The following is a 23179-nucleotide window of genomic DNA, read 5'->3' on the forward strand; positions in this document are numbered from 1 at the left end:
TGTGCTATTCGAATCGCAGAGCGGTTACCACGTCCATACGGCTTGCCTGCATGGCAGGGAACAAACCGCCAGCTATGCCAATAACGGCAGAAAAAACGATGCTTCCCACACTGCTGAAAAACAACAGTGAATACGAAACGCCCGTTCCAAGCGATAAGGAACCGATCTCGACCAGCGCGCAGCCAATAAAAATGCCAAGCATGCCGCCAGCAACAGATTTACAAAGAGCCTCGGCCAGGAATTGCGCCAGGATGTCTATATCCGAGCCGCCCATGGCCTTTTTAAGGCCCACTTCGCGGGTTCTGGCCCGAACTGCGGCAAATGTGCCGTACCAGATGCCGAAACCACCCAGCATGAGCGATGCGGCAATACCAAGCCACAGCAGAGCCTCAACCCACATGAAGGTGGTTTTGATGCGTTTGAGCTGATCTTCCTGCGTCTGTACCACAATATAGGGAGCGGACTGATGCTCGCGCACCATCTGAGGAATAATCTTGACAAGCGGCGGCACGTCTTCCCACCCGATGGCGCGGATAAAGAGCCTGCGCACCTTGCCCCGGCCCCAGTTGCGGTCGGCCATGGTGGTATAGGGCAAAAAGCCGCCCTGGCTCCAGCTGCCGAGCATAACGCCGCTGACAACGCCCACCACTTCAAAAACATCCTGCTCCAGAAAGAGCAGCTTGCCTATGGCTTCTTCCGAACCGCCAAACAAATTTCTGGCCGCATCCCTGCCAAGCAGGCATACGCGCCTGTGAGAGTCCACATCTTCCTGATTGAGCAGCCGCCCGGCCACCAGATCAATGGAGTAGACCTCGGCAAAATACTGGTCGATGCCGATAAAATCCACATTCAGCGTGCGTTCGCCGGTGCCGCGTATTGGGAAAGCTTTATTATCGCGCAGGTTTCTGCTCACCAGGCTGACGCCGGGCAACTGGGAAAGGGCTTCCACAGTTTCAGGATAAAACTCGCGGTCGGGCTGACCGGGATACTGGGCATCATCCATGTATACCTGGATGACGTTGACGCCACCCATGAGCACCATGTCCTGCCCCACCTTGTACCGGATTTCGCGGCCAAGTACCGCCAGGACGATAAACGCCGTGATGCCAAGGGCGATGGAAAGCATCACCCCGAAGCCGCGCTGGCGCACAACCTGCCTGAGGCTGACGCGAATAAGGTCTGACATTGCAATCATGGCGCAATCACTACTCTGACAAAAAACGATAAAAAAAGCCGTGGCTTATGCCGCGCACATGCGCAACGCCATTGCCGCATCCTGCTGTCGGGCTGCATACAGATATATTGCATTCAGCCCGTGACAAAAGGGCAAAAGACAGTACACGCCACCATGGGTGTATGTCAAAGCCTCTATTTTCATACCCTGTCACGGGCCGCATGCGCAAAAGAAAAAGACACTGTCAAACCACGCCTCCATCAGGAGTGGTTTCAACATTGCTATTTTGTTCCCTGACTGTGTTCAGAGCGCAACACTACCCCGCCCTTGCCGACTTCATACCGCATGCCGTGCCAGACAATATCCCACGACTTTATGCTCTGCCAGTAAACAGAGGTGAACATGCGAACGGCGTCCGCAAAGGCCATGCACCAGCGCCACAGCGGCACGGGCTTGGCAAGCAGGCCACGCCACAGATGCAGCGCGCTCACCATCGCCGCCAGCCAGAACAAGCCAAGCAACACGCCAGCGCCGCTGCCCACGTTCACAATCCAGCCCAGAAAGGCCAGGGCCGCGCAGACCATGGGCAGGGCCATCATAACACACATCAGGCCCAGCAGCTTCCACTGGCCGGGCATGCAAAACTTGAGAAAGAGCACCTGCCTGTCCATCCAGGCCCGCCAGACAGGCGTGGAGTGGTTAACGGCATCGGTGTGCAGCAAAGCGCCAGGACAAAGCCGCACCTTGGCGCCGCGCACCTGAAGCAGGGCCGTGAGCGAGCAGTCGTCCACCACGTTTTCAAGCCACAACTGCGCAACGCCGTATTTTACGTAGGCCGCGCGGGTCATGGCCATAGCGCCGCCCCACAACTGGGTAAAGGCAGACATGGCTTGCAGATAGCGCATAAGCATAACACACAGTGTATAGGCAAGGGTTACGGGCTGGTCATCGCGCGGTTCCACCACATGGTAGCCGGTGCTGAACGAAGCCTCGCCCCTGGCCATGGGCGCTGCCAGATGCCGCAGAAAATCTGGTTCCGCCATGTGGGTGCTGTCGCAGAACACATAGACGTCCACTTCATCGCCCAGAGCGGCAATACCCTGCAGGCTGTTATGGTTTTTTTGCCCGCAACCCGTGGCGGTGCCTGCCACCACATGGCGCAGAGCGGGAAACTCCTGCTTGAGTCTGCCCACAAGCTCGGCGGCGGGTTCATTTTCTTCCGCTGTTACAAGCACAGGGACAAAACGGGGATAATCCTGGGTCAAAAGGCTGCGCAACGCACCTTCCATACGCGGATCGCGCCCGGCCACGGGCACTATCATGCCCACCGAGGGCCATTTGTCTTCAGGTATGGCGCGGTTGGCCTCGGCTTCTTCCTCAATACGGCGGGGCATGCTTTCGCCCCTGCGGGCCAGAATATACAACAGAGCGCATTGGGAGGTGGCCAGCAAAAACCATATCCAGAACATAGGCACTCCTTCATGTTATTGTTGGATGGATCAGCAATCGGCAGCAAGGACATGGATCCTTTGCAGCGCTTGCTATAAACGCATGTCAGGCAAGCCATGCCCGAGCAGGGCGCAATAACGCCCTGCCCGCAGCGCAATTTTATTGGGGCAAGGGGGCGCAGTCTTCTGGCGCAAGCGGCGCATCGTGAGTACGCTTGCCCTCCAGCCGCACGTTCATGCCGTTCTTCAGGCTGATGACGCCCTCGACTTTATCGGCAGAAACAAGACGCCCCTTGAATGAATGCCCGGATGAATGGTGCGCCTCAATATCATTGTTACGCACCGTTCCATCTATGTGGTACACGTCAACCTTGCCGTTGTACAGACGCAGGTGCACCACGCCGCGCACCGAGCCCTGAGCGGAAACGCACACGCCCACACGGTATGTTGATGAATAGAGCGAGCCTGTCCAGAGTTCGCGCACTTCCACAGGGGTGTTGGCAGCGGACGGCGTTGCCGTTGCTGTATCCCCGGCGGGAAGGGGCGTATTTTTCTGTTCGCCGCGCTGTTCCGCCGTAGTGCCGGAGGATTGTTCCTGCTGGACTTGAACTTCGGCAGCGCGGGCCGCAAAAACACCCACGGTCATCAGACAAAAGCAGACGCAAAGCGCCGCAAGACACAAAACTGCATATTTCAGCCGCGCGCGCCTGAGCCGTATTGCCCGCGTTGCCTGTGCAGCCCTGGAGCATGCACGCAGTGAATTTTGATCTAATTCCATATATCCCTGCGCCTTCCGCACTTGGGCAGAAGACTGATTGACAAGTTCAGCCGTCAGTTGCGGCGCAAGCTGGCAAAAACGGCCTGATGCGCCTCCACCATGGCAGTGAAGGAAAAATCCCGCTCCACGCGCAAACGCCCGGCCTGCCCCATGACATCGCACAACGCGCCGTCCTCAAGCAGACGGCAGCAGTTTTCCGCAAGGGCCGCCACATCCCCAGCATGCGAAAGCAGACCGTTCTGCCCGTTCTCCACCAGCCGTGGAATGCCGCCAACCGATGTGGCGCACACGGGCAGGCCGCAGGCCATGGCTTCAAGAATCACATTGGGCTGCCCCTCGCGCACGGATGAAAGTGCGAAGATGCGCCCAGCGGCATAATGCCCGCGCATATCAAGCCCACCGGGGATAAAGTCCACATTGCTTCCGGCGGCGTGCTGCGCGGCCCACTGATGCAGATTGGCTTCTTCCGGGCCGTCACCCACAATGCGCAAACGCGCCGAGGGGTGGCGTTGCAGCACAATCTCAAAGGCGCGCAGGAGGGTCAGGTGATCCTTGTCACCCGCAAGGCGCGCCACGCAGACAATTTCGGGTGCACGGGCCGAGGGCGCTGCCCCGGACGGCGCAAAAAATTCCGTGTCCACCCCGTTGGGGATGTAGCTCAAGCGGGATTGCGGCAGACCAAAATACAGCAAAATTTCATGCAGTGCTTCGGAATTGCAGATCATGTGATCCGTAAGCCGCCAAAGCCAGCGTTCATGTTGCCGCTTGGGGCCGCCGCCGCCACGGCAGGTTCCCACAATACGCGGGGCTGTTTTTTCGCCAAGCCAGCCCAGCCGCCCCCAGATGCGCCCCCAGATATTGGGCAGGGCCGTGCAAGGCACGATGACATCTGGCTGCAACCTGCGCAGCTTTGAATACAGTGCAGCAAAAAACAGGGGCGGCACCTTGCGGTCATGCCCCATGTGGTGCAGCTCTATGCCCGCATCCCGTGCGGCTTCATCCAGATCAGTGGGGCCAGTGAGCGTAAGCATGACCGGCGTAAAACGAGTTCGATCCAGGCGGCGGGCCAGTTCAAGGGTCTGGCGTTGCGTACCGCCATAACAAAGATCCTCCATAAAAAAGAGGATGCGCTGTGGGATGGTCATGCTTCTCCTTCAGATAACCGGACGGCTGAAAGTTGCGGCGCAAAAGCCGAACAGCCGTATGCATTATTGTATGCATTCCGCCCGGTTTTGCAAGGCCGCCCAAGCCACCACATCATAATACACTTAAAGTACACGCAATTATTTTATGCCGCCCTAGGCAACCCCCTCCAGGTGAGCGGCCGCATTGCCATGCGCCCTGCTTGGGCTTACAGTTGAGGAATGACTGATTGCACCAACGATACATCCTTCAATAATCAGGCAGACAAACCCGCCCTGCGCGTGATTGTGAGCCTTGATGTGGAAGAAGAGGGGCTGTTTTCCGGCAATTATGCGGCGCGAGGCTGCGGCGTGCGCAATGTGGCCCTGCTGCGCAGGCTTGCCCCCCTCACCAGCGAACTGGGCTTTCCGCTCACGCTGTTTTGCGCGCACACGGTTTTTGCCAATGCCGAAGCCTGTTCCCATCTGGCCTGGATGCGCGACCACTGCAATGCGGAAATCGCCGCGCACCTGCACCACTGGAGCACACCGCCTCTTGGGGACGACACGGCGCAGCCCGCCACGCAAAAACAGGGGCCGCCCACCCGCACAGACCGCCTGCCGCGCGAACTGCTGCGCCAGCGCCTGCGCACCCTGCTGGATGCCGGACGCGAATTTCAGGGCGCGGATCTGACCAGCTTCCGCATGGGACGCTGGGATCTTAAATCCGTTGTGCGCCCCCTGCTGGCGGAGGAAGGCATCACTTTTGACAGTTCGGTATGCCCCTTGCGCGTCTTCCATGACGGGCCGGATCACTTTCTTGCGCCTTCCGACCCCTACTGGCTTGAGGACGCCCCCGGCCTGCTTGAGTCGCCGGTTACGCAGATTCCGCTTTCGCGCACGCTGGCGCGGCTGTGGCATGGGTGCGCCAGAGGCGCGGCCTGGGCCGATTCCTTTCATTTTTGGGGCGCGTTGAGCCCTAACCCGGTATGGCACAGCGCCGCCGTGATGCGGGCGGCTACGCGCCAGCACATGGCGCGCGGCGGGCGGATTTTGAGCCTGTTTTGGCATTCGTCAGAAATGCTGCCCGGCGGCTCGCCCAATATCCCCGATCAAAAAGCAGCCGATGCCCTGTACAAAAAAATTTATGATTTTCTGGCGTGGCTGGCGCGCAATTACGCAGTGCGCGGACTCACCGCCGCCCAACTGCGAGAGCAGGCCCCCGGCCTTGATTTCGGCCCCCGCCCGGCAGGCAAGGGAGACTGGTGATGCAGCGCGTGGTCTTTGTGCTGCTGGATGGCCTTGCCGCCGCCACGGCCCGCCGCTGCATGAGCTACATGCAGTCGCTCACCGATGCGGGGCTGGCGCGCCATACGGAGTTGCAAGGCGAACTGCCGCCGCTCTCCCGCCCCATTTACGCCACCCTGCTCACAGGCTTACGCCCGGCGCAAAGCGGCATTATGCATAATGATGATGCCCGGCTCTGCCCCGCGCCCACCATTTTCAGCCGCGCGCAGGCCGCAGGCCTGACCACCGCCGCCGCTGCCTACCACTGGATGAGTGAACTGTGCAACATAGCCCCCTTTGAGCCGGGGCGTGACCGTATTACAGACGATGTGGCCCTGCCCATTGCCCACGGCCTGTTTTACTGCACGGATGCCTACCCGGACGATGAGCTTTTTCACGATGCGGCCTGCCTCCGGCGACGCCATGAGCCGCATCTGCTGCTGGCGCACAGCATGGGCATCGACAACGCGGGCCATCTGCACGGCGCAAACAGCAAGGAATACAGGGATGCCGCCCGCAGGGCCGATGGCCTGCTGGCCCGCTGGCTGCCGGAATGGACGTCGGCAGGCTATGCGGTGCTGGTCACCAGCGATCACGGCATGGACGACGACGGCAGCCATAACGACAACACCGAAGCCACCCGCCGGGTTCCCATGTGGCTGGTGGGCGAAGGGTTTAAAAACACCCCGCTGCCCACAGATCAGACGCAGATTGCAGGGCTTGTATGCCGTGCGCTCTGCATTGAATAACCCCCTGCACCTCCCCAATATCATGCGGCAGAACATGTTTAACGGCTATGTATGGATTTTGCTGGCGGCCCTGCTGTGGTCGCTGCTGGGCGTTGTTTCCAAGTTTTGCCAGCATGCGGGCGTATTGCCGCTTGAAACGGCCTTTTGGCGAGCGGCCATTGGCTGCGCCTTTTTCCTGGCGCATGCAGCTCTGACCGGGGGCCTGCGCATTCCCTTGCGCCATGCCCTGACATTTATGCTCTTTGGCGCATGGGGCGTTGGGGTATTTTTCGGGGCCATGCAAATGGCCATCAAGCTCAGCGGCGGCGCGACCGCCGTGGTGCTGCTGTATACGGCCCCAGTGTGGGTTGCTGTTTTTTCGCGCTTTCTATTTGGCGAGCACATAACACGGCGTAAGGCGCTGGCCGTGCTTATTGCCCTTTCCGGCACGGCGCTGGTCTGCTTTTCCGGCGGCAGCCTGCCGGGCGAAACATCCCTTGAGGGCATTGGTTTTGGCCTGCTCTCCGGCCTGTGCTACGCCACGCACTATCCCTTTTACCGCTGGTGGCAACGCCGCTATTCCACAGCCAGTATTTATGGCTTCATGCTGCTGGGCGGCGTGGTGGCTCTTGGCATCAGCGGCCCGATACATGTGGATCACGCCCCCGACACATGGGGCTGGCTGTTTGCCCTGGGGCTGCTCACCTGCTACATGGCCTACATCTGCTACGGGCAGGGGCTGAAACGCATCAGCCTTGTAAGGGCCGCCGTTACCTGCCATCTGGAGCCAGTACTCGGCACTCTTTGGGTCTGGTTGTTCTGGAACGAAAGTTTCAGCGCTTCCGGCTGGTTGGGCGGCGCGCTGGTTCTCAGTGCAGTATTTCTGCTGACCACGGATAAAACCAGCGAATAGTGCAGATAGCTGGATGATATTGCCCTAAAGCCCAAAGTGCATCCCGAATAAAACCTGCTCCACCAAAGACAAACCCCATCAGACTTTCAAAGATGCAGCGTACGGACTGCCGTGCTTTGTTTGCCTGATGGGGTATATTTATCGGGCTGATATTGCCCTGACCGTCCGAAGCGTTAGCGCTGGCCGATCACATCCAGAAATACCAGCGGTACGTTGCCGCTGCATTTGAGCGCATGGGTATCGCCAGGACGGGCGATGGTGATGTCGCCGCCTTTCACAGGGGTTTCCTTGCCCGCGCTGTCGGTGAACACGCCCTCGCCGGAAACGATGATGTAGGCGTCTTCATTGTTTTCATGTTTGTGCATGCCAATGGAAGCGCCCGGTTGCAGGGTCATCCAGCCGATTTCCTTGATGACCATGTCCTTGGAGGCATCATTGCGGGTAAAGCCGAACTGACCGAACAGGGTCCCCTGGCCGCCCGCCACCTTATCGCGGTTCCAGGTTTTCAAAGAATCCTTTGGGTAGAGCTGCGGTTCGCCCGCAAGAGCCGTTCCGGCAAACACCAGAGAACACAGCGCTGCGGCAAAAAGCATCTTTTTCATGATCACACTCCCGTTACATGAACACTCGCCATAATACAATATAATACCCTGAAATCACATTGGAACAATGAACGCCGACACACAGGTGGCAATCTGTGGCTGACGGCCTGAACATACGCCCATGCCCCACCCCTCGCAAGTGAATTATTTCCCAATCAAAACGCCAAAGTCTCGTCTCAACCGGCCTTGCCCCTTGTGGCCTGCGCATGCTTGGTGTATAGGCAAAAGCCTACGCCTGCCGAATGTGCAAACATTGCGGCACGGTTGCATATTTATGGAGCAAGCCCGCTCCTTACTACAAAAAATTCACGCATGGAGGCTGCGTTCCTGATGCCCTTGCCCTGGGCATACGCAGAACATTATGAGCAATATCATTCTGACCGGGGATCGCCCCACGGGTAAGTTGCACATCGGACACTTCGCCGGATCGCTCAAGCAGCGCGTTTTGCTGCAAAATTCTGGCAAATTTGATGAAATCTACATCATGCTGGCCGATGCCCAGGCTCTGACCGACAATGCCGACAATCCTGAAAAAGTGCGCAACAACATACTTGAAGTGGCGCTGGACTACCTTGCCTGCGGCATTGACCCGGAAAAATCCTCCATCTTCATTCAGTCCCAGTTGCCGCAGCTCTATGAGCTGAGCTTCCACTACATGAACCTTGTCACCGTGTCGCGCTTGCAGCGCAACCCAACGGTCAAGGCAGAGATTGCCCAGAAAAATTTTGAGCAGAGCATTCCCGTGGGATTCTTCACCTACCCCATCAGCCAGGCGGCAGACATCACGGCTTTTGAAGCCACCGCCGTGCCGGTAGGTGAAGACCAGAAGCCCATGCTTGAACAGACTGTGGAAATCGTGCGCAAGTTCAACAGCACCTACGGCGAAACCCTGGTGGAACCGCAGATACTGTTGGAACAGAACGCCGCCTGCTTGCGCCTGCCCGGCATTGACGGCAAGGCCAAGATGAGCAAATCCATCGGCAACTGCATCTATCTGAGCGACTCCGAAAAGGAAGTTCACGACAAGATTTTCAGCATGTTCACCGACCCAGGCCACCTCAAGGCTTCCGACCCCGGCAAGATTGAGGGCAATACCGTGTTCACCTATCTGGACGCATTTGCCGTGCCGGAAGACTTTGCCAAGTTCAATTCGCCCTACCCCAACCTGGACGAAATGAAGGCCCACTACCAACGCGGCGGTCTTGGCGACGTGGCGGTAAAAAAGTTCCTCAACGAGGTAATGCAGCAGATCCTCAGCCCCATCCGCACCCGCAGGCAGCAATACGAACAGGACATTCCTTTCGTCATTGACGTGCTCAAAAAAGGTACGGAAAAGGCTTATGGCAAGGCCGCCAAAACCCTTGAAAAGGTTCGCCGGGCCATGAAGCTGAACCATTTTGAAGCGGGACTCAAGCTGCAATCCAAGTAAGCAGCCCACTCAGGCGGGTTGCCCGAAGCGCAGATAATTGCGCCGTACCATACCAGCCATCCCCGGCAGTGCCATCAGGCGGTGCCGGGGATTTTTGTTTTTTCTGCGCTGCGCTGCTCATGATAGGCTTGACATTAGTTCTATATCGAAATAAATTTCCCCCATGAAGACCGATCATATTGTTGCCCTCATAGGCCGGGTGCGCGAGCAAGCCAACAACCTTATAGTTGCCGAACTTGAAAAACGCGGGCACGGCGGCATGGCCCCCTCTCACGGCGCCATTTTGCAGGCCCTGTTTACGCGCGGCCCCATGCATATGAGCGCGCTTGCCGAAGCCATAGGCAAGCAAAAAAACACCGTGACCACGCTGGTCGGCAAACTGGAGCAGGCGGGCTACGTAACCAAAGCTCCCTCGCAGGAGGATTCGCGGGTTACGCTGGTTTCACTTTCCGCCAAAGCGCTTGCTGCCAAAGCTGATTTTGACGCCATTTCCCAGACGCTGCTTGATGCCGTGTGGGGCGACATGCCTCAAACCGACAGGGAAACCCTTGTTGCCGGGCTGGAAAGAGTGCTGCGCAACATCAGCCTGAAAACCATATTCTGATACCCGCAAAAGCATCCAACGCACAGTGCTATGGATGTTTTTTTTGTGAAACAATAGTTCGATATAGAATAAAAAGGAGTTCATCATGCAAAAAGTAATCGATTTTCTTGCAGCCAACACCACGGTTTTTCTTGCCACTTCTGATTCCGGCGCGGCCCGCGTGCGGCCCTTTCAGTTTCAGTTTGCGGAAAATGGCCGCCTGTGGTTCTGCACCGCGCGCTCAAAAGAAACCTTTGCCCAGTTGCAGAGCGACCCCCGGCTGGAGTTTGCCTGCATGTCGCCCAAGATGGAAACCCTGCGCGTAAAAGGTCAGGCCAATCTGGACGATGACATGGCAATCAAGCGGCGCATCATTGAAAACAACGCCCTTGTGCGCTCCATCTACGGCTCGGCAGAAAACCCCGATTTTACGGTTTTCAGCGTTGATCACGGCACGGCCTTCATGTTTGATTTCAGCGGCAACCCGCCTCAGTCTTTCAGCTTCTAGAACGATAAACCGCACCTTCAGCCCAGCATGCCAGCCACTGGAGAGTAGCTTTGCGTGACATGCGAGGCTGAAGGTGCGGCCTCCCGGCAATAGTCATGCCCTGCCCTATCAGTACATCGGTTGCTTCGGATCGGCATGCGGGGGTATACAGAGCTTGCGGGCAAAGGCGCAGTGACTTTTACGCCTTCGGGGGGTTCAGATGTATACTTTTGACCTGCTGTGTTTCTGTATTTCTGTGGCTCTGTACGCCGCATACAATCTCTATATCCGTTTCAGGGAATCATCCAATCCCGGCTACACAATCCACGGCATATCGCGGACGGCAAGGGTTCAGTGGGTGGAGTCCATTCTTGAAAAAAAGAATGGCATTCTTGCCGTGCAAACCCTGCGCAACGCCACCATGGCCTCAACCTTCATGGCCTCAACAAGCGTTTTGCTGGCTGTGGGCGTGCTCTCCCTTACAGGCAATGGGGAAAATGTCCGGCATACTTGGCACTCGCTGAACTTTTTTGGTTCGGTGGAGCCGGGCATGTTTGCCTTCAAGATTCTCGCCCTTTTGCTGAATTTTTTTCTGGCTTTTTTTTGCTTTGCCTCATCTCTCAGGCTCTACACGCATGTGGCCTTTATGCTGGGCGCGGAAGCCGGGCAACAGAATTCCGACCAGCCTGGCAGCATGGCAGAAAAATACCTGAATATGGGTGCAAACCATTTTTATTTGGGAATGCGCGCCTTCTATTTCACCGTGCCGCTGGTTTTCTGGATTTTTGGCGCGCAGTTCATGATTTTTGGCACTGTCTTTTTGATCAGCATTATTTTTGTTCTTGATAAAACGCCATAATACAAATCAAATCAGATATAATCTTGAAATATTTTCCACTGATACCCTTAGTAATCTTGTAAAAAAATCTGCATTTAAGCACTAGTTAACGCATATACATACATATTACGTTTAATTTTTTATAAATACCACCATATAAATAAAATATACTGATAGAAATAACAGTCCATACGATGATGTTATCCATTTTTTATAACACACTTCTATCTTCATTGTTGCAGCATCGCGTATTTGTCTATCTGATATGAACGACTTTTGTAAGCATAATTAACGGCGTACTCACCATTTTCATCACTAGCATGCAGTTTTTATATGCAGTTTATTTAGGTATACGCATTGTTTTAACATTGACGCAAATCAGATATAATTGACGGCTTAGTAGGCAAGAGGTACTTTATTCTTGTCAAAGAATGTTTGTAATCAAATGAAAAAGTCAACCATGGGAGGGAAAGGCATGAAGATTGTATTTTCTGGATTGGTGCTAGGACTTATGACTATATGTTTGGTGGCTTGCAGCAAAAACGCCCCTCAACCTTCTGCCCAGCCAAATGAAACGCTGGTGATGAGCTCTGAGATTGAGAGCACGGTGGCAAAGGTTGAAGCTGTTGATCTGAAAGCGCGCAAGGTAACCTTGAGCAGCCTTCAAGGTGATTTGTTTATTATTCATGTGAGCAAGGAAGCCGTTAATCTGCGGCGCGTAAAGAAAGGAGATATGGTCGATATTTCCTACGGGCGTGAACTGACAGTGTGGTTGGCGGAGCCTGGTTCTGTGGCTGACGAACAGGCTACTGCTGTTGTCAGGGCCAAACCCGGATCCCAACCGCAAGGCATGGGAGTAAGAGAATCGAACTTTACCGCCAAGATACTTGCCATGGATAAAGTCAACGAGCTGGCCAAGCTTGAACTCGCCAACGGTTCTGTGGTGGTGGTCAAGGTGCAAAATCCAGAGAACCTCAAAAAACTTAAGGCCGGGGATACGCTGGGCATAAGTTATCTTGAGGTTGTTGATATCGCCGTACGGAAGAGCTCTAAGCAGAGCTCCAAGCAAGGTTCCAAGCGTTGATTCTATAAGCCTGGTGTATTCAAGGGGCATATTAATGAGGGAATGGTCAATGAACGGGAAAATTCTTCGGCGTTTGATGATCTTCTTATCCCTGCTTGCACTCATGGTCGTTGCTCTTCCAGCGCCCTCCGTGGCCGACAGCGCGGCATCCATCAATTATGATGTTACTGCTGCGTTAAACCAGTTATACGCTTCAAGCCCGGCGGCAAAAAAAATGGGAAGCGCAGCCAAGGGAATCCTTGTCTTTCCCAACATAGTCAAGGGCGGCCTTATCATTGGCGGTCAATTCGGCGAAGGCGCCCTGCGGGTTGGAGGCAAAACCAAGGGCTTCTATCGTAGCGTTGCAGCATCCTACGGGCTGCAGGCCGGTATACAGAAGTTTGGCTATGCTCTGTTTTTTCTTTCGGATGATGACCTGAAGTATCTGAAAAGCAGTGAAGGATGGGAGATAGGTGTCGGCCCCAGCGTGGTTGTTGTGGATGAGGGTATGGCCAGATCGTTTACCACTACCACGGCTCGCTCTGGAGTGTACGCATTTTTCTTCAACCAGAAGGGGCTGATGGCTGGCTTGGGTATTCAGGGTAGCAAAATAACTGAAATACATCCGGGCAAGTAGCCTCTGTTTTTCACATACTCAAAATTCAGCCTTTTGAAATGCATAAACGGCGGCTTACGGTTCAAGGTAGGCCGCCGTTTTTCTTGCGCATGCGGTTGAAGATAGTGAACCCGTGATGTGGTCATACTCGTTCTTGGGCTCAAGCTTACAAGTGCAATCACCGTCTGAACCGCATGCCGGTCTGCCCCTCCTCCCTTTCTTCTGAAAATTGTACGATCTTTGCCGCTAACATCCCTGACCTCTTGATTGTTTTTTAGCCTGATATTACACAGGTTGATAATAAGTCATCCAACGTGCATGGCTGGATCGCTCAAATGGTCCTTCCTGCCGGGTGCAATTGCAGACAGCTTGCAGGCTGGCGCGGCAAACTCTGATGCCGGTGCCTTTATGGGTCTTTGACACGAATTTGAATAAACGGCTCACAGCCTGACCGAACACGCTGAGCCGTAGAAGGTGGACTTGCAAGCGACACTCTGCATATGAACAGCAAACCGCTAGCCCAATCCCTCTTGTGCCTGCTTGATAATTTGAGCGGAAGGCCATTTTTTCTTGCCATACGGCGAGGGCTGTTCATTGTTTTGCCGCTCATAATGATCGGCTCATTCACCCTGCTGCTGCGCAATCTGCCGTTTGAAAGTGCGCAAAACGCCGTTGACGCCCTGCTTGGCCCCGTGGGAATGCGCGCATGCGACACCCTTGTGGCAGGCACATTCGGCATATCCGCCCTGGCGCTGGCCTGCGCACTGGGCGGTGCCAGCGCCATGCGGGCCAACCTCACCAATCCCTCTGCGCCAGCAGTCAGCCCCATGCTGAGTTCGCTGGTGGTTCTCTCCTGCTTTTTTGTCATTGTTGCGCCGGAAGAAACAAGTTCCTGGACCATCAGCTTTTCCATGGACAGAGGCCTTCTGCTTGCCATGTGCGTGGCCATGGCGGGCAGCGCCGTATTTGTGCGCCTGGCGCGGTACCGGATTTTTCATCTGTCGGAAGAAATGGCCGGGCATGATCCGGTTGTACGCGATGTGGTCACGGTTATGCCAGCGGCCATGGCGACAATCTTGCTTTTCGGGTTTATCCGCTTTCTGCTGACGCTATGGGGAGCAACAGACCTGCATGCCGCAACAAGCAAGCTGCTTACCCTGCCCTTTCAGCATAGCGGCAATGGCCTCGGCTTTGGCCTGCTCTACAGCTTCACCTCGCAGGTGCTCTGGTTTTTCGGCGCTCATGGCCCCAACGTGCTCAATTCTGTGGATGTGAACATCCTCAGCCCTGCGGGCCTCGTTAATGCCAAAGCCATAATGTATGGCAACCAGCCGCCTTTTGTGTTCACAAAAATATTCTTTGATACTTTTACGCGCATGGGCGGCTCTGGCTCCACCCTGGCCCTGTGCTTTGCAGTTCTGATGCGCTGCCGCGACTGGGGCATGAAAAAACTCTGCCTGTTTGCGCTGGTTCCGGCCCTGTGCAACGTCAATGAGCCGCTTATTTTCGGCATCCCCCTGATGCTCAACCCCGCCTTTGCCATTCCCTTTCTTCTGGTGCCAGCGGTACAAACCGTAGTGGCCTACCTTGCAACAATTATTGGCTTTGTGCCGCATACCACGGTGGGAGTTGCCTGGACCACCCCCCCGCTGATCAGCGGCTATGTCGCGACCGGCAGCATCAACGGTTCCATTTTGCAGATGATAAACCTTGGGCTGGGCTTCCTCATCTACCTGCCCTTTGTGGCTCTCTCTGACGCAGTGCGCGAAAAGCACGGCAAGCAGGTTATGCACAGCCTGCTGCAAGTTGCCAATCGCTGCGATTCTGGGTCTCCCGACAATCGCAAGTGCCTGAACATTCCCGGCGAAGTGGGCCGCCTTGCCCACACGCTTGCCTCAGACCTTGAACGGTCGCTAAACGCCAATGACGGTCAGCTTTATCTTGTATTCCAGCCACAGTGCGACCATGCAGCAAAACGCGTGGCAGGCGTGGAAGCCCTGCTGCGGTGGAATCACCCCATATATGGTCCTGTGGCACCGCCCATTATTGTTGCGCTTGCCGAAGACACAAACCTCATTGACCGGCTGGGCAAATTTGTTCTGCTTGAGGCCTGCAAACTGCGCGCTGCATGGCAGCCCACGGTTCCGCATGACCTTGTGATCGCCGTCAATATCACTCCCAGCCAGTTGCGCAATGCCAACTTTGCCCAGATGGTGCTTGGTACGCTGCACGGTCTGGGCCTTACCCCCACCCAGCTTGAACTGGAGATCACGGAATCTTCCATTCTGGAGCCGGACGCCCGAACTCTCGACCTGCTTACCCGCCTTCGTGTGCTTGGAGTACGCCTTGCCATTGATGATTTCGGCATGGGTCACACATCGTTGCGCTACATCCGCGCCTTCCCCGTGACAACGGTCAAGGTTGACCGATCCCTCACAGAAAGCCTCAACAGCAACGTGCAGGAACAGATCGTGCGCAGCATTCTGGATTTGAGCCGCAGCCTGCGCATAACCACCGTGGTGGAGGGCGTGGAGGACGAGCAGCAGCTGCGCGTTTTTACGGGCATAGGCTACCATACGTTTCAGGGCTATTATTTCAGCCGCCCGCTTTCTGGTGCGGACTGCCTGGACTTTGTGCTGCGCTACAACGGGCAGAAGGATCAGGAAGCCTAATGCAGCAGCAGACGTTTTTTCCGCATGCCCCATCACGCAAAAAGCCCCGGCATAACCGGGGCCTGAACTTTATAGCTTGAACGCTCACCAATCTGCCTCAATCAGACCCTGTCAGACAGGGCCAAGGCAGCGTGACGGGCAAAGCCTGCGCTACCTTCTTTAGACGGATTCGCCTTCGATTTTTTGCAACAGGCTGGCGCAAAAGCTATCCAACATCTGTTCTGTTTCGTCGCCCAGCCCCAGAACAGAACCAGAGCGCAACTGACGCGCCCGTAGCGCCTCAAGATCAGGCATGCTGACGCGTTGTTGCGGCAGATCGGCAACAGGCGGCAGGTCTGCTGCCTGATCAGGAGTAGCCTTGTTCAGCACCAGCACCTGACGGTGCAGTCCCAGGTCGCCAGCCATGCGGGCAACCTCCGCCGCTGTTTCCAGCGAGCGCATGCTCGGCTCGGATACCACCAGCAAGGCGTCCACATGTGCCACGGTTCCCCGGCCCAGGTGCTCCACCCCGGCCTCCATATCCACCAGCACCCACTCACGCCTGTCGAGCACCAGATGCGCCAGCAGGGCCTTGAGCAGGGCGTTGCTTTCACAAGCGCAGCCGCCCCCGGCGCTGGTCAAGGGACCCATGACCAGGAGGCGTTTGTCTCCAGCGGTTTTCCCCCCATCTCCTGCAACAGGCAGGGGCGCTGACAGAGCCTCGGGCAGATCGCTGACATGCGGATCAAGATCCATCATGCCGCCCTTGCCAGCGGGGCGAATACGCTCTTCAATCAATGCGGCGCGCTGGGTGAGGGCCTCTGGCAGATCAGCCCGCGCCAGACCAGAGGCCTGCCCAAGCGAAAGCGCCGTGTCGGCATCCACAAGCCAGACCTTTTCTCCGCGCCGCGCCAGATAATCGCCAAGCCAGGCGGTGATGGAGGTTTTGCCCACGCCGCCCTTGCCAGAAACGGCAATCTTCATGCAATCCCCCTGTGGTTTATGTATTAGTCCTTGAGCTTTGCACAGAGCGGGCAGGCCCTGCCCACCCACTCTGCAAAACACACTGTCCTAAGGCTGCAGGCCAAGGCCCTGCCGCTTCTGCCGGATGCGCGCATCCAGCAGATCAGCCGCCTTTTCGGGATCGTCATTTACCACAAAGGATGCGCCCACAATCTGTTCCAGACCGTTCAGAGCTATATCTGTCACCTTTTCCGAGCCAAGAATGTTGGGCGGCAGACCAAGATGCGTGTAAATGCCGCTGGCAACGGCATACAGGCCGATGGCCGCCGCTTTTTCAGAATACCATTCAGGCGAGGACGCGCCCACGGGCAGATCGGAGATATCCACGCCCAGAGCATTGGCGATCAGCGCGCACAACTGCAAAATACGGGCGTTATCCACGCAGCTGCCGAGGTGCAGTACCGGCGGAATACCCAGCGCGCCGCACAGGCTTTGCAGCCCCGGCCCGGCCATGGAGGCGCCCTCGGGCACCAGCAGCCCGGCCTTGCCCGCCGCAGTGGTGACGCAGCCTGTGGCCAGAACCATAATATCTTTTTTGATAAGCGCCTTCATGAGGCCCACGTTGGCCGAGTCGTGCTTGATCTTGGGGTTGTTGCACCCAACTACGCCCACAAACCCGCGCACAGTGCCAGCCTTGACGGCATCCAGCAAGGGATCAAGCGAGCCGCCCAGAGCCTCAAGAATGGCCTCGTTGGAAAAACCGGTCATGATGCTGACAGGTTCGCCGGGGATTTCCACACGCTTGGGGTCACGCTCCAAGAATGCATCCACCGCCATGCGTACGATCTTGCGGGCTTCTTCCCGCGCATTTTCGGGATGGAAATTAAAATGGATGGCACCAGTAAAGCGCGCCTTGGCGGCAGTGTCGATAAAGCGGGTGTGGTAGCAGCCAGCCACCTGCACCAGGCTCGGCATGATGCACTGATAGTCCACCACCACAACTTCCACAGCGCCAGTCACGATTGCCAGCTCCGTCATCAGGTGGTTGCCCGCCATGGGGATGCCCTGGCGCATGAGCAGTTCGTTACCGGTGCAGCACAAACCTGCCACAGTGATGCCGGTAGCTCCGTTCTTTTTAGCAAGCTCGATCATTTCAGGGTCACGGGCTGCGTCCAGAATCATCTCGGACACCACCGGATTGTGACCGTGCACCAGGATATTGACTGTATCTTTTTTGATAACGCCAAGATTTGCGGTGGACATCTTGGGTTTGGGAGTACCGAAAAGCACGTCGCACAATTCCGTGGCGATCATGGAACCTGCCCAGCCATCGGCCAGGGCGCATCGCGCAGCATGCAGCATGGTATTGGGCGCATCGTTATCGCAGCCCATGTGGGTGCGGTGCATCATTTCGGCAATTTCGCGGTCAACGCCGCGCGGAGTGATATCGAGCTTTTCCCACAGCTCACGGCGCTTGGCCGGAACGCGGGAGACAAAATTGACCGCCTTGCGCCTGCTGCCAAAATCGCTGTAGCAGGCATCCACCACATCAGCGGCCACATCAAGCGCCTCGCGCCCTTCTGTCGCAACGCCCAATTCGGCGGCAATGCGCCGCAGTTTGGCCTCGTCCCGAATCTGATAGCCTGGGGCGCGGCCTTCCACCACTGCCTCCAAGGCTTCGATCACATCACGCCCGTGATCCGAATGCCCGGCTGAACCGCCTGCTATAAAGCGCCCAAAGTTGCGGGCCACAATCACATCGGCGTCTGCGCCACACACGCCGCGAGAAAGTTTTCCGCCGGGTTCGGCCTTGGCACTGATACGGCACGGCCCCATAACGCAGTTGCGACAGGTGGTGCCAAGCTCGCAAAAACGGCAATGCGGCGTTTGCTGATCCAGCCTGTCCCAGGCAGTTTCTACGCCATCTGCTCTGGCCTTTGCCAGCATACTTTTGGCATCATCCCATATGGACATGTCATTGATGTCGCGCTTCTTGCTTTCCATAGCTGCCCCACAAAACTTGAGGTTACACGGCGCGCCAAGTCTGCGCCGCTATCTTTGTCATACTGGTATCACAGTCAGGAAAAGGCGTCTGTCAGATGTGCGACAAAGGAACGGTGATGATTTTTATAACAAGTTAACAATATGAAATAATTATATTATTTTCAAATACCTTGTAAGAAATAATAGTAAAGAAGTCTGAAATTGAGAATTTAAAAGGCCAGAGCGGAAGAAAATTTTGGCGGGTTAATCCAGAAGTTCGCGAAGACGACCCTCGTCAAGAATGCAATACACGCCGCGCTGCTCCTTGAGCAGAATGCCCGAGCGGGTCAGGTCGGTCAGCAGGGTGGAAATGGTCTGGCGGGACGCCCCGAGGGTCTGGGCCAACATCTCGCCCGAAAGCTGCAAGCGGGCGCGGCGGCGGCCATCCGGGCCGGGGGCGCTTTCTTGCGCGGCAGAAACAAGATGACGAGCCAGGCGGGCAGAAACATCACGTAGCGCAAGGCCATCAACAATACTGAACGTATTTTTGAGAATACCGCCAAGCACTCGCACAACAGTTACTGTAAACTGCGGCACAGACATCATGCGCTGATTAAACGTGGGAGTGTCCACCAGTAGAATGGTGGTATCTTCCACAGCCTGCACCTGCGCGCTGGAATGGCTGACGTACACATCGCCCGGTTTGAGAAAGGCGATGGTAAATTCTTTTTCGCCATAGGCCAGATATACACGCACAAGCCCCTTGCTCACAATGAACACGTAGTTACCGGCTATCAGCCGCTCCCCTGCTGGAGAAACCGCTGTGGGAGAGTTTTCCGGCTCTTCATCATAGCTGGGCGTAAAAATCATGCTGTTTTTGGGGAAGCAACGCTCATTAAAAGCAGAAAGCAGCGAAGAGAACTCTGGCTTTGCAAGCTCGTCCAGCAAATTGACTGAGGTAAACTTCATGAGGGTTCTCCTGCTTCCGGGATGCTCAAGGATTCTCGAGGGGTACACAGTATGCCGAAATTTTCTCGGCCATTCCACTGCAACCCGGCGCTGCTGATTTAAACATATAGTCCATGCGCAAATTCGTCAAAGATTTCGGCATACGGCAAGGTTGGGTCGCCTGAGTGGGGCGCAATTTCTGCTCATCGTAGAGCCTAAGTCTTTTGCTGCCCTTCGGGCACGAGATTCCGCCGTCCGGTGGAGTCTGGGACGCCAGTGCGGCGCGCAGCAAGGCGGGGCCGGTTATGGGCTACGCCCGGCAATCTGCTGCCAAACACCGCGTTGCGGGTTTGGGCCGCCATCGGCGGTATAACCGCCGGGCGGAAAGTCACGGATATCCGTCGCTGACGGCGCGGCAAAGCCGCGACCTGCTCCTGATTTCCGGTCGTGTTGACTTCGTCAGCACTCCGGCCCCCCTTGCATCCCCCCCGAAGCCCCCCCCAAAGAGGGATATTCAATAACCCCTATCTGGCGAGGGCAACGCGGCTGTTGCTCCGGGAGCTTCCTTCCCTCGCTGCACGCGGTCAGGCGATCTCCCTCCGCGCCGCGTAAATGCCAGATGGCGCATTTGCGTTGGATAAAGTCCGTTTCAGCCAACGATCCAGAAAACTATTCTGCTTTGAAAGCTGGTCGTTGGCTCAAGCTGCCTCGCCATAAAAATTGTTGCATCGCAAAAAATCTGGTTTCGCTGTGGGCATCATCACGGGCAAGACGTGTTGATTACTCCCCCTAGTCACCTCGAAGCGAAAGCCAACAGCTAGAAGCCAATGGCGAATCGTTAACCTCATATGCCTTTTGCAGGCAGTAATTAAAGAAAGGTTACTACAGAGTCACGTCCAACACATTCGGGCGAACTTTTGCGATAAACTAGTGTAACCTTATGCAGCCTGAGTCCCTAGATTGTTTGCGGACAAGCCCTGAAGCAAGCCGAGAGTAGCTTTCCTCTAGTTCTAACATTCACCGGTCTTTCAACGGTCATGGTTGGGAGATAGCAGTAGCGCCACCTTCCACCCTGCCTTTTGCAGGCAGTAAAAGAAAGATTGCGGAGTCATGTTGCATCACCTTTTGAATGCGCAAAGTTGCAATGAAATTACAAAGCACTTGGCGCAAGGGTGCCCTGCCTTTCAACGGAAATGATGTGAAATGGTTGTGGTGCCGCCTTCCATCTTGGCTTTCGCAGGTCGTGATTAGGAGAGGGTTGTCGCGTCGCCTTCCTTAGACTCGCCGCAGCGTAAGCGGAGGCGATGGCTGGTGTTGGGCGAGTTTGCAAAATACGCATTTTTGTGGACTGACAAGGAAAAATTAGTTTTTTAAGCGCAGCGTACTCAAGTACGTGAGCATTAAAAAACTAATTTTGACGTAGTCAGGCCCAAAAAGACGGGTTTGCGTAAATGCGGCTGACGGGCTCTGGCAGAACTGCAAGCAAGGAGGTTCAAGGGTTTCGAGCAGAGGGAGGCTGTGAAGCAAGGGAAAGAAGAAGAAGAAGAAGAAGAAGAAGAAGAAGAAGAAGGCCGCGCCCAAGGTGGCGGTGAGGAGGTAAAGGGGAGGGATGTTGATGCAGTCAAGGAGACAGCGAGGAATGGGGTGGGCGGAGGGAAAGAGTAAGGAAAAGACAAAGCCCCTTGCGCTAGTAGCAGCAAGGGGCTTTGGAGCAATCGTTGACAGCGGCCTACTTTCCCACATGACGTTATGCAGTATCATCGGCGATGGAGAGCTTAACTTCCGAGTTCGGAATGGGATCGGGTGTACCCTCTCCTCCATGGCTATCAACGAAATTTGTCAAAATATTAATTGACAGGGACGGAAGGATTTTTTTCAAACACAAGCCTCACGGGCTATTAGTACTGGTCAGCTCCACACCTCGCGGCGCTTCCACCTCCAGCCTATCAACGAGGTAGTCTACCTCGGCCCTTTAGGGATTGCTCCAGGGAGAACTTATCTTAAGGCAGGCTTCCCGCTTAGATGCTTTCAGCGGTTATCCCTTCCGCACATAGCTACCCTGCTGTGCCGTTGGCACGACAACAGGTCCACCAGGGGTGCGTCCATCCCGGTCCTCTCGTACTAGGGACAGGCCCTTTCAATTCTCCAGCGCCCACAGAAGATAGGGACCAAACTGTCTCACGACGTTTTAAACCCAGCTCGCGTACCACTTTAAACGGCGAACAGCCGTACCCTTGGGACCTGCTTCAGCCCCAGGATGTGATGAGCCGACATCGAGGTGCCAAACCGCATCGTCGATGTGAACTCTTGGATGCGATCAGCCTGTTATCCCCGGCGTACCTTTTATCCAATGAGCGATGACCCTTCCATTCGGGATCACCGGATCACTAACACCTACTTTCGTACCTGCTCGAGATGTCTCTCTTGCAGTCAAGCTCCCTTATGCGTTTGCACTCGACGGCTGGTTTCCAATCAGCCTGAGGGAACCTTTGCATGCCTCCGTTACTCTTTAGGAGGCGACCGCCCCAGTCAAACTACCCACCAGACACTGTTCCCTCACCGGATAACGGTCGAGGGTTAGGGACCTGAAAAAACAAGGGTGGTATTTCAACAATGACTCCCCCCATACTAGCGTACAGAGTTCACAGTCTCCCACCTATCCTACACATGCAGTTCCAAATCCCAATGTCAAGCTATAGTAAAGGTGCACAGGGTCTTTCCGTCTTTCTGCGGGTACACGGCATTTTCACCGCGACTTCAATTTCACCGAGTCTCTGGCCGAGACAGTGTGGAGATCGTTACGCCATTCGTGCAGGTCGGAACTTACCCGACAAGGAATTTCGCTACCTTAGGACCGTTATAGTTACGGCCGCCGTTTACCGGGGCTTCAATTCGAAGCTTCGCTTGCGCTGACCTCTCCTTTTAACCTTCCGGCACCGGGCAGGCGTCAGTCCGTATACGTCGTCTTTAGGACTTCGCACAGACCTATGTTTTTAGTAAACAGTCGCCACCACCATTTCTCTGCGGCTCCCTCAGGCTCGTTAAGTGAATTAACTTCACCCGGAGGAGCACCCCTTCTTCCGAAGGTACGGGGTTATTTTGCCGAGTTCCTTGGCCAGAGTTCTCTCGAGCGCCTTGGATTATTCATCCCACCCACCTGAGTTGGTTTGCGGTACGGTTTGCACATCCTAAACTTAGAAGATTTTCTAGGCAGTATAGGCTCAACAGCTTCAGACCTTACGGTCACGGACTCGCGTCTCGACGTAGAGCGGTACGGATTTGCCTGTACCACACGTCTACCTGCTTGCACCGGGACAACCAACACCCGGCCTGTCTACCTTTCTGCGTCCCTCCATCGCACAGATGTACAAGTACGAGAATATTAACTCGTTTCCCATCAGCTACGCCTTTCAGCCTCACCTTAGGGACCGACTAACCCTGGGAAGATTACCTTTACCCAGGAAACCTTGGGTTTACGGCGAACGGGTTTTTCACCCGTTTTATCGTTACTCATGTCAGCATAATCACTTCTCCACAGTCCAGCATGCTTTACAACACACCTTCAGC

At 55.7% G+C, this 23179-nt stretch carries 19 protein-coding genes and 2 rRNA genes (1 of these 21 only partly in view); 11 read left to right on the forward strand and 10 right to left on the reverse strand.

Translation table 11 applies throughout. The features are described from left to right. Positions 1-4: 4 nt before the first annotated feature. The 4 genes from ACUZ9P_RS13760 to ACUZ9P_RS13775 all read right to left on the reverse strand — a co-directional run bounded on the left by ACUZ9P_RS13760 (position 5) and on the right by ACUZ9P_RS13775 (position 4545). On the reverse strand, positions 5-1195 hold the full coding sequence (locus ACUZ9P_RS13760; RefSeq protein ID WP_449250125.1) for an ABC transporter permease: 1191 nt from the start codon (positions 1193-1195) through the stop codon (positions 5-7). Between the two features lie 260 nt (positions 1196-1455). After that, complete coding sequence (locus ACUZ9P_RS13765; RefSeq protein ID WP_449250126.1) at positions 1456-2643, reverse strand: glycosyltransferase family 2 protein; 1188 nt, start codon at positions 2641-2643, stop codon at positions 1456-1458. Positions 2644-2782: 139 nt separating this feature from the next. Next, positions 2783-3268 carry a hypothetical protein gene (locus tag ACUZ9P_RS13770; protein WP_449250127.1) on the reverse strand — a complete coding sequence of 162 codons (486 nt, stop codon included), beginning with the start codon at positions 3266-3268 and terminating at the stop codon, positions 2783-2785. Between the two features lie 185 nt (positions 3269-3453). Continuing rightward, positions 3454-4545, reverse strand: a complete 1092-nt coding sequence (locus ACUZ9P_RS13775; RefSeq protein WP_449250128.1) for a glycosyltransferase — start codon at positions 4543-4545, stop codon at positions 3454-3456. 219 nt (positions 4546-4764) lie between these two features. Between ACUZ9P_RS13775 and ACUZ9P_RS13780 the strand changes: the two genes are divergently transcribed. Genes ACUZ9P_RS13780 through ACUZ9P_RS13790 form a run of 3 tightly spaced genes read left to right on the forward strand, consistent with a single transcriptional unit; the run spans position 4765 to position 7449 of the window. Further along, complete coding sequence (locus tag ACUZ9P_RS13780) at positions 4765-5790, forward strand: hypothetical protein (RefSeq protein WP_449250129.1); 1026 nt, start codon at positions 4765-4767, stop codon at positions 5788-5790. Next, positions 5790-6557 carry an alkaline phosphatase family protein gene (locus tag ACUZ9P_RS13785; RefSeq protein ID WP_449250130.1) on the forward strand — a complete coding sequence of 256 codons (768 nt, stop codon included), beginning with the start codon at positions 5790-5792 and terminating at the stop codon, positions 6555-6557. Before ACUZ9P_RS13780 ends, ACUZ9P_RS13785 begins: the two co-directional genes overlap by 1 nt. Before the next feature lie 34 nt (positions 6558-6591). Next, a complete protein-coding gene (locus tag ACUZ9P_RS13790) occupies positions 6592-7449 on the forward strand; it encodes a DMT family transporter (RefSeq protein ID WP_449250131.1) in 858 nt (285 codons plus the stop codon). A 173-nt stretch (positions 7450-7622) separates the two neighbouring features. Here ACUZ9P_RS13790 and ACUZ9P_RS13795 read toward each other — a convergent pair whose 3' ends face one another. Continuing rightward, the gene (locus ACUZ9P_RS13795) at positions 7623-8051 is read right to left on the reverse strand and encodes a cupin domain-containing protein (RefSeq protein WP_022659158.1); all 429 of its coding nucleotides are present in this window, start codon (positions 8049-8051) and stop codon (positions 7623-7625) included. A gap of 361 nt (positions 8052-8412) precedes the next feature. Here ACUZ9P_RS13795 and trpS point away from each other — a divergent pair, with 361 nt between their 5' ends. The 7 genes from trpS to ACUZ9P_RS13830 all read left to right on the forward strand — a co-directional run bounded on the left by trpS (position 8413) and on the right by ACUZ9P_RS13830 (position 15739). Further along, positions 8413-9480: a tryptophan--tRNA ligase gene (trpS, locus tag ACUZ9P_RS13800; protein ID WP_298993669.1), complete on the forward strand. Its 1068-nt coding sequence runs from the start codon at positions 8413-8415 to the stop codon at positions 9478-9480. 163 nt (positions 9481-9643) lie between these two features. Continuing rightward, complete coding sequence (locus ACUZ9P_RS13805) at positions 9644-10084, forward strand: MarR family winged helix-turn-helix transcriptional regulator (RefSeq protein WP_449250132.1); 441 nt, start codon at positions 9644-9646, stop codon at positions 10082-10084. An 85-nt stretch (positions 10085-10169) separates the two neighbouring features. Further along, positions 10170-10571, forward strand: coding sequence for a pyridoxamine 5'-phosphate oxidase family protein (locus ACUZ9P_RS13810; protein ID WP_449250133.1), 402 nt, complete (start codon positions 10170-10172; stop codon positions 10569-10571). 199 nt (positions 10572-10770) lie between these two features. Continuing rightward, entirely contained in the window at positions 10771-11409 is a 639-nt protein-coding gene (locus ACUZ9P_RS13815) for a DUF599 domain-containing protein (RefSeq protein WP_449250134.1), read from the forward strand. A 454-nt stretch (positions 11410-11863) separates the two neighbouring features. Beyond that, entirely contained in the window at positions 11864-12472 is a 609-nt protein-coding gene (locus ACUZ9P_RS13820; RefSeq protein WP_449250135.1) for a hypothetical protein, read from the forward strand. A gap of 49 nt (positions 12473-12521) precedes the next feature. After that, the gene (locus ACUZ9P_RS13825) at positions 12522-13088 is read left to right on the forward strand and encodes a lipid-binding SYLF domain-containing protein (RefSeq protein ID WP_449250136.1); all 567 of its coding nucleotides are present in this window, start codon (positions 12522-12524) and stop codon (positions 13086-13088) included. A gap of 479 nt (positions 13089-13567) precedes the next feature. Next, positions 13568-15739, forward strand: a complete 2172-nt coding sequence (locus ACUZ9P_RS13830) for an EAL domain-containing protein (RefSeq protein WP_449250137.1) — start codon at positions 13568-13570, stop codon at positions 15737-15739. Between the two features lie 159 nt (positions 15740-15898). On the opposite strand, the gene ACUZ9P_RS13835 is transcribed toward ACUZ9P_RS13830, so the two are convergent. The 3 genes from ACUZ9P_RS13835 to ACUZ9P_RS13845 form a co-directional block, all read right to left on the reverse strand. Continuing rightward, entirely contained in the window at positions 15899-16702 is an 804-nt protein-coding gene (locus tag ACUZ9P_RS13835) for an ATP-binding protein (protein ID WP_449250138.1), read from the reverse strand. Positions 16703-16789: 87 nt separating this feature from the next. Further along, entirely contained in the window at positions 16790-18685 is a 1896-nt protein-coding gene (gene cooS / locus ACUZ9P_RS13840) for an anaerobic carbon-monoxide dehydrogenase catalytic subunit (RefSeq protein WP_449250139.1), read from the reverse strand. 243 nt (positions 18686-18928) lie between these two features. Further along, positions 18929-19633 (reverse strand): Crp/Fnr family transcriptional regulator, encoded by a 705-nt coding sequence (locus tag ACUZ9P_RS13845; protein ID WP_449250140.1) that lies wholly within the window; start codon positions 19631-19633, stop codon positions 18929-18931. A 1497-nt stretch (positions 19634-21130) separates the two neighbouring features. On the opposite strand from ACUZ9P_RS13845, the gene ACUZ9P_RS13850 reads away from it, so the two are divergent. Continuing rightward, positions 21131-21277 (forward strand): hypothetical protein, encoded by a 147-nt coding sequence (locus ACUZ9P_RS13850; RefSeq protein ID WP_449250141.1) that lies wholly within the window; start codon positions 21131-21133, stop codon positions 21275-21277. A gap of 51 nt (positions 21278-21328) precedes the next feature. Here ACUZ9P_RS13850 and rrf read toward each other — a convergent pair. Beyond that, positions 21329-21443, reverse strand: a 5S ribosomal RNA gene (gene rrf / locus ACUZ9P_RS13855). Between the two features lie 46 nt (positions 21444-21489). Further along, a 23S ribosomal RNA gene (locus tag ACUZ9P_RS13860) occupies positions 21490-23179 on the reverse strand; it runs 1244 nt beyond the window's last position.

Source organism: Desulfovibrio intestinivivus, from assembly GCF_053570665.1.

What these genes read in the sequence shown, in the direction of transcription:
- ACUZ9P_RS13760 (WP_449250125.1), bottom strand. Translation starts at nt 1,195, where the DNA reads ATGATTGCAATGTCAGACCTTATTCGCGTCAGCCTCAGGCAGGTTGTG.
- ACUZ9P_RS13765 (WP_449250126.1), bottom strand. Translation starts at nt 2,643, where the DNA reads ATGTTCTGGATATGGTTTTTGCTGGCCACCTCCCAATGCGCTCTGTTG.
- ACUZ9P_RS13770 (WP_449250127.1), bottom strand. Translation starts at nt 3,268, where the DNA reads ATGACCGTGGGTGTTTTTGCGGCCCGCGCTGCCGAAGTTCAAGTCCAG.
- ACUZ9P_RS13775 (WP_449250128.1), bottom strand. Translation starts at nt 4,545, where the DNA reads ATGACCATCCCACAGCGCATCCTCTTTTTTATGGAGGATCTTTGTTAT.
- ACUZ9P_RS13780 (WP_449250129.1), top strand. Translation starts at nt 4,765, where the DNA reads ATGACTGATTGCACCAACGATACATCCTTCAATAATCAGGCAGACAAA.
- ACUZ9P_RS13785 (WP_449250130.1), top strand. Translation starts at nt 5,790, where the DNA reads ATGCAGCGCGTGGTCTTTGTGCTGCTGGATGGCCTTGCCGCCGCCACG.
- ACUZ9P_RS13790 (WP_449250131.1), top strand. Translation starts at nt 6,592, where the DNA reads ATGTTTAACGGCTATGTATGGATTTTGCTGGCGGCCCTGCTGTGGTCG.
- ACUZ9P_RS13795 (WP_022659158.1), bottom strand. Translation starts at nt 8,051, where the DNA reads ATGAAAAAGATGCTTTTTGCCGCAGCGCTGTGTTCTCTGGTGTTTGCC.
- trpS (WP_298993669.1), top strand. Translation starts at nt 8,413, where the DNA reads ATGAGCAATATCATTCTGACCGGGGATCGCCCCACGGGTAAGTTGCAC.
- ACUZ9P_RS13805 (WP_449250132.1), top strand. Translation starts at nt 9,644, where the DNA reads ATGAAGACCGATCATATTGTTGCCCTCATAGGCCGGGTGCGCGAGCAA.
- ACUZ9P_RS13810 (WP_449250133.1), top strand. Translation starts at nt 10,170, where the DNA reads ATGCAAAAAGTAATCGATTTTCTTGCAGCCAACACCACGGTTTTTCTT.
- ACUZ9P_RS13815 (WP_449250134.1), top strand. Translation starts at nt 10,771, where the DNA reads ATGTATACTTTTGACCTGCTGTGTTTCTGTATTTCTGTGGCTCTGTAC.
- ACUZ9P_RS13820 (WP_449250135.1), top strand. Translation starts at nt 11,864, where the DNA reads ATGAAGATTGTATTTTCTGGATTGGTGCTAGGACTTATGACTATATGT.
- ACUZ9P_RS13825 (WP_449250136.1), top strand. Translation starts at nt 12,522, where the DNA reads ATGAACGGGAAAATTCTTCGGCGTTTGATGATCTTCTTATCCCTGCTT.
- ACUZ9P_RS13830 (WP_449250137.1), top strand. Translation starts at nt 13,568, where the DNA reads ATGAACAGCAAACCGCTAGCCCAATCCCTCTTGTGCCTGCTTGATAAT.
- ACUZ9P_RS13835 (WP_449250138.1), bottom strand. Translation starts at nt 16,702, where the DNA reads ATGAAGATTGCCGTTTCTGGCAAGGGCGGCGTGGGCAAAACCTCCATC.
- cooS (WP_449250139.1), bottom strand. Translation starts at nt 18,685, where the DNA reads ATGGAAAGCAAGAAGCGCGACATCAATGACATGTCCATATGGGATGAT.
- ACUZ9P_RS13845 (WP_449250140.1), bottom strand. Translation starts at nt 19,633, where the DNA reads ATGAAGTTTACCTCAGTCAATTTGCTGGACGAGCTTGCAAAGCCAGAG.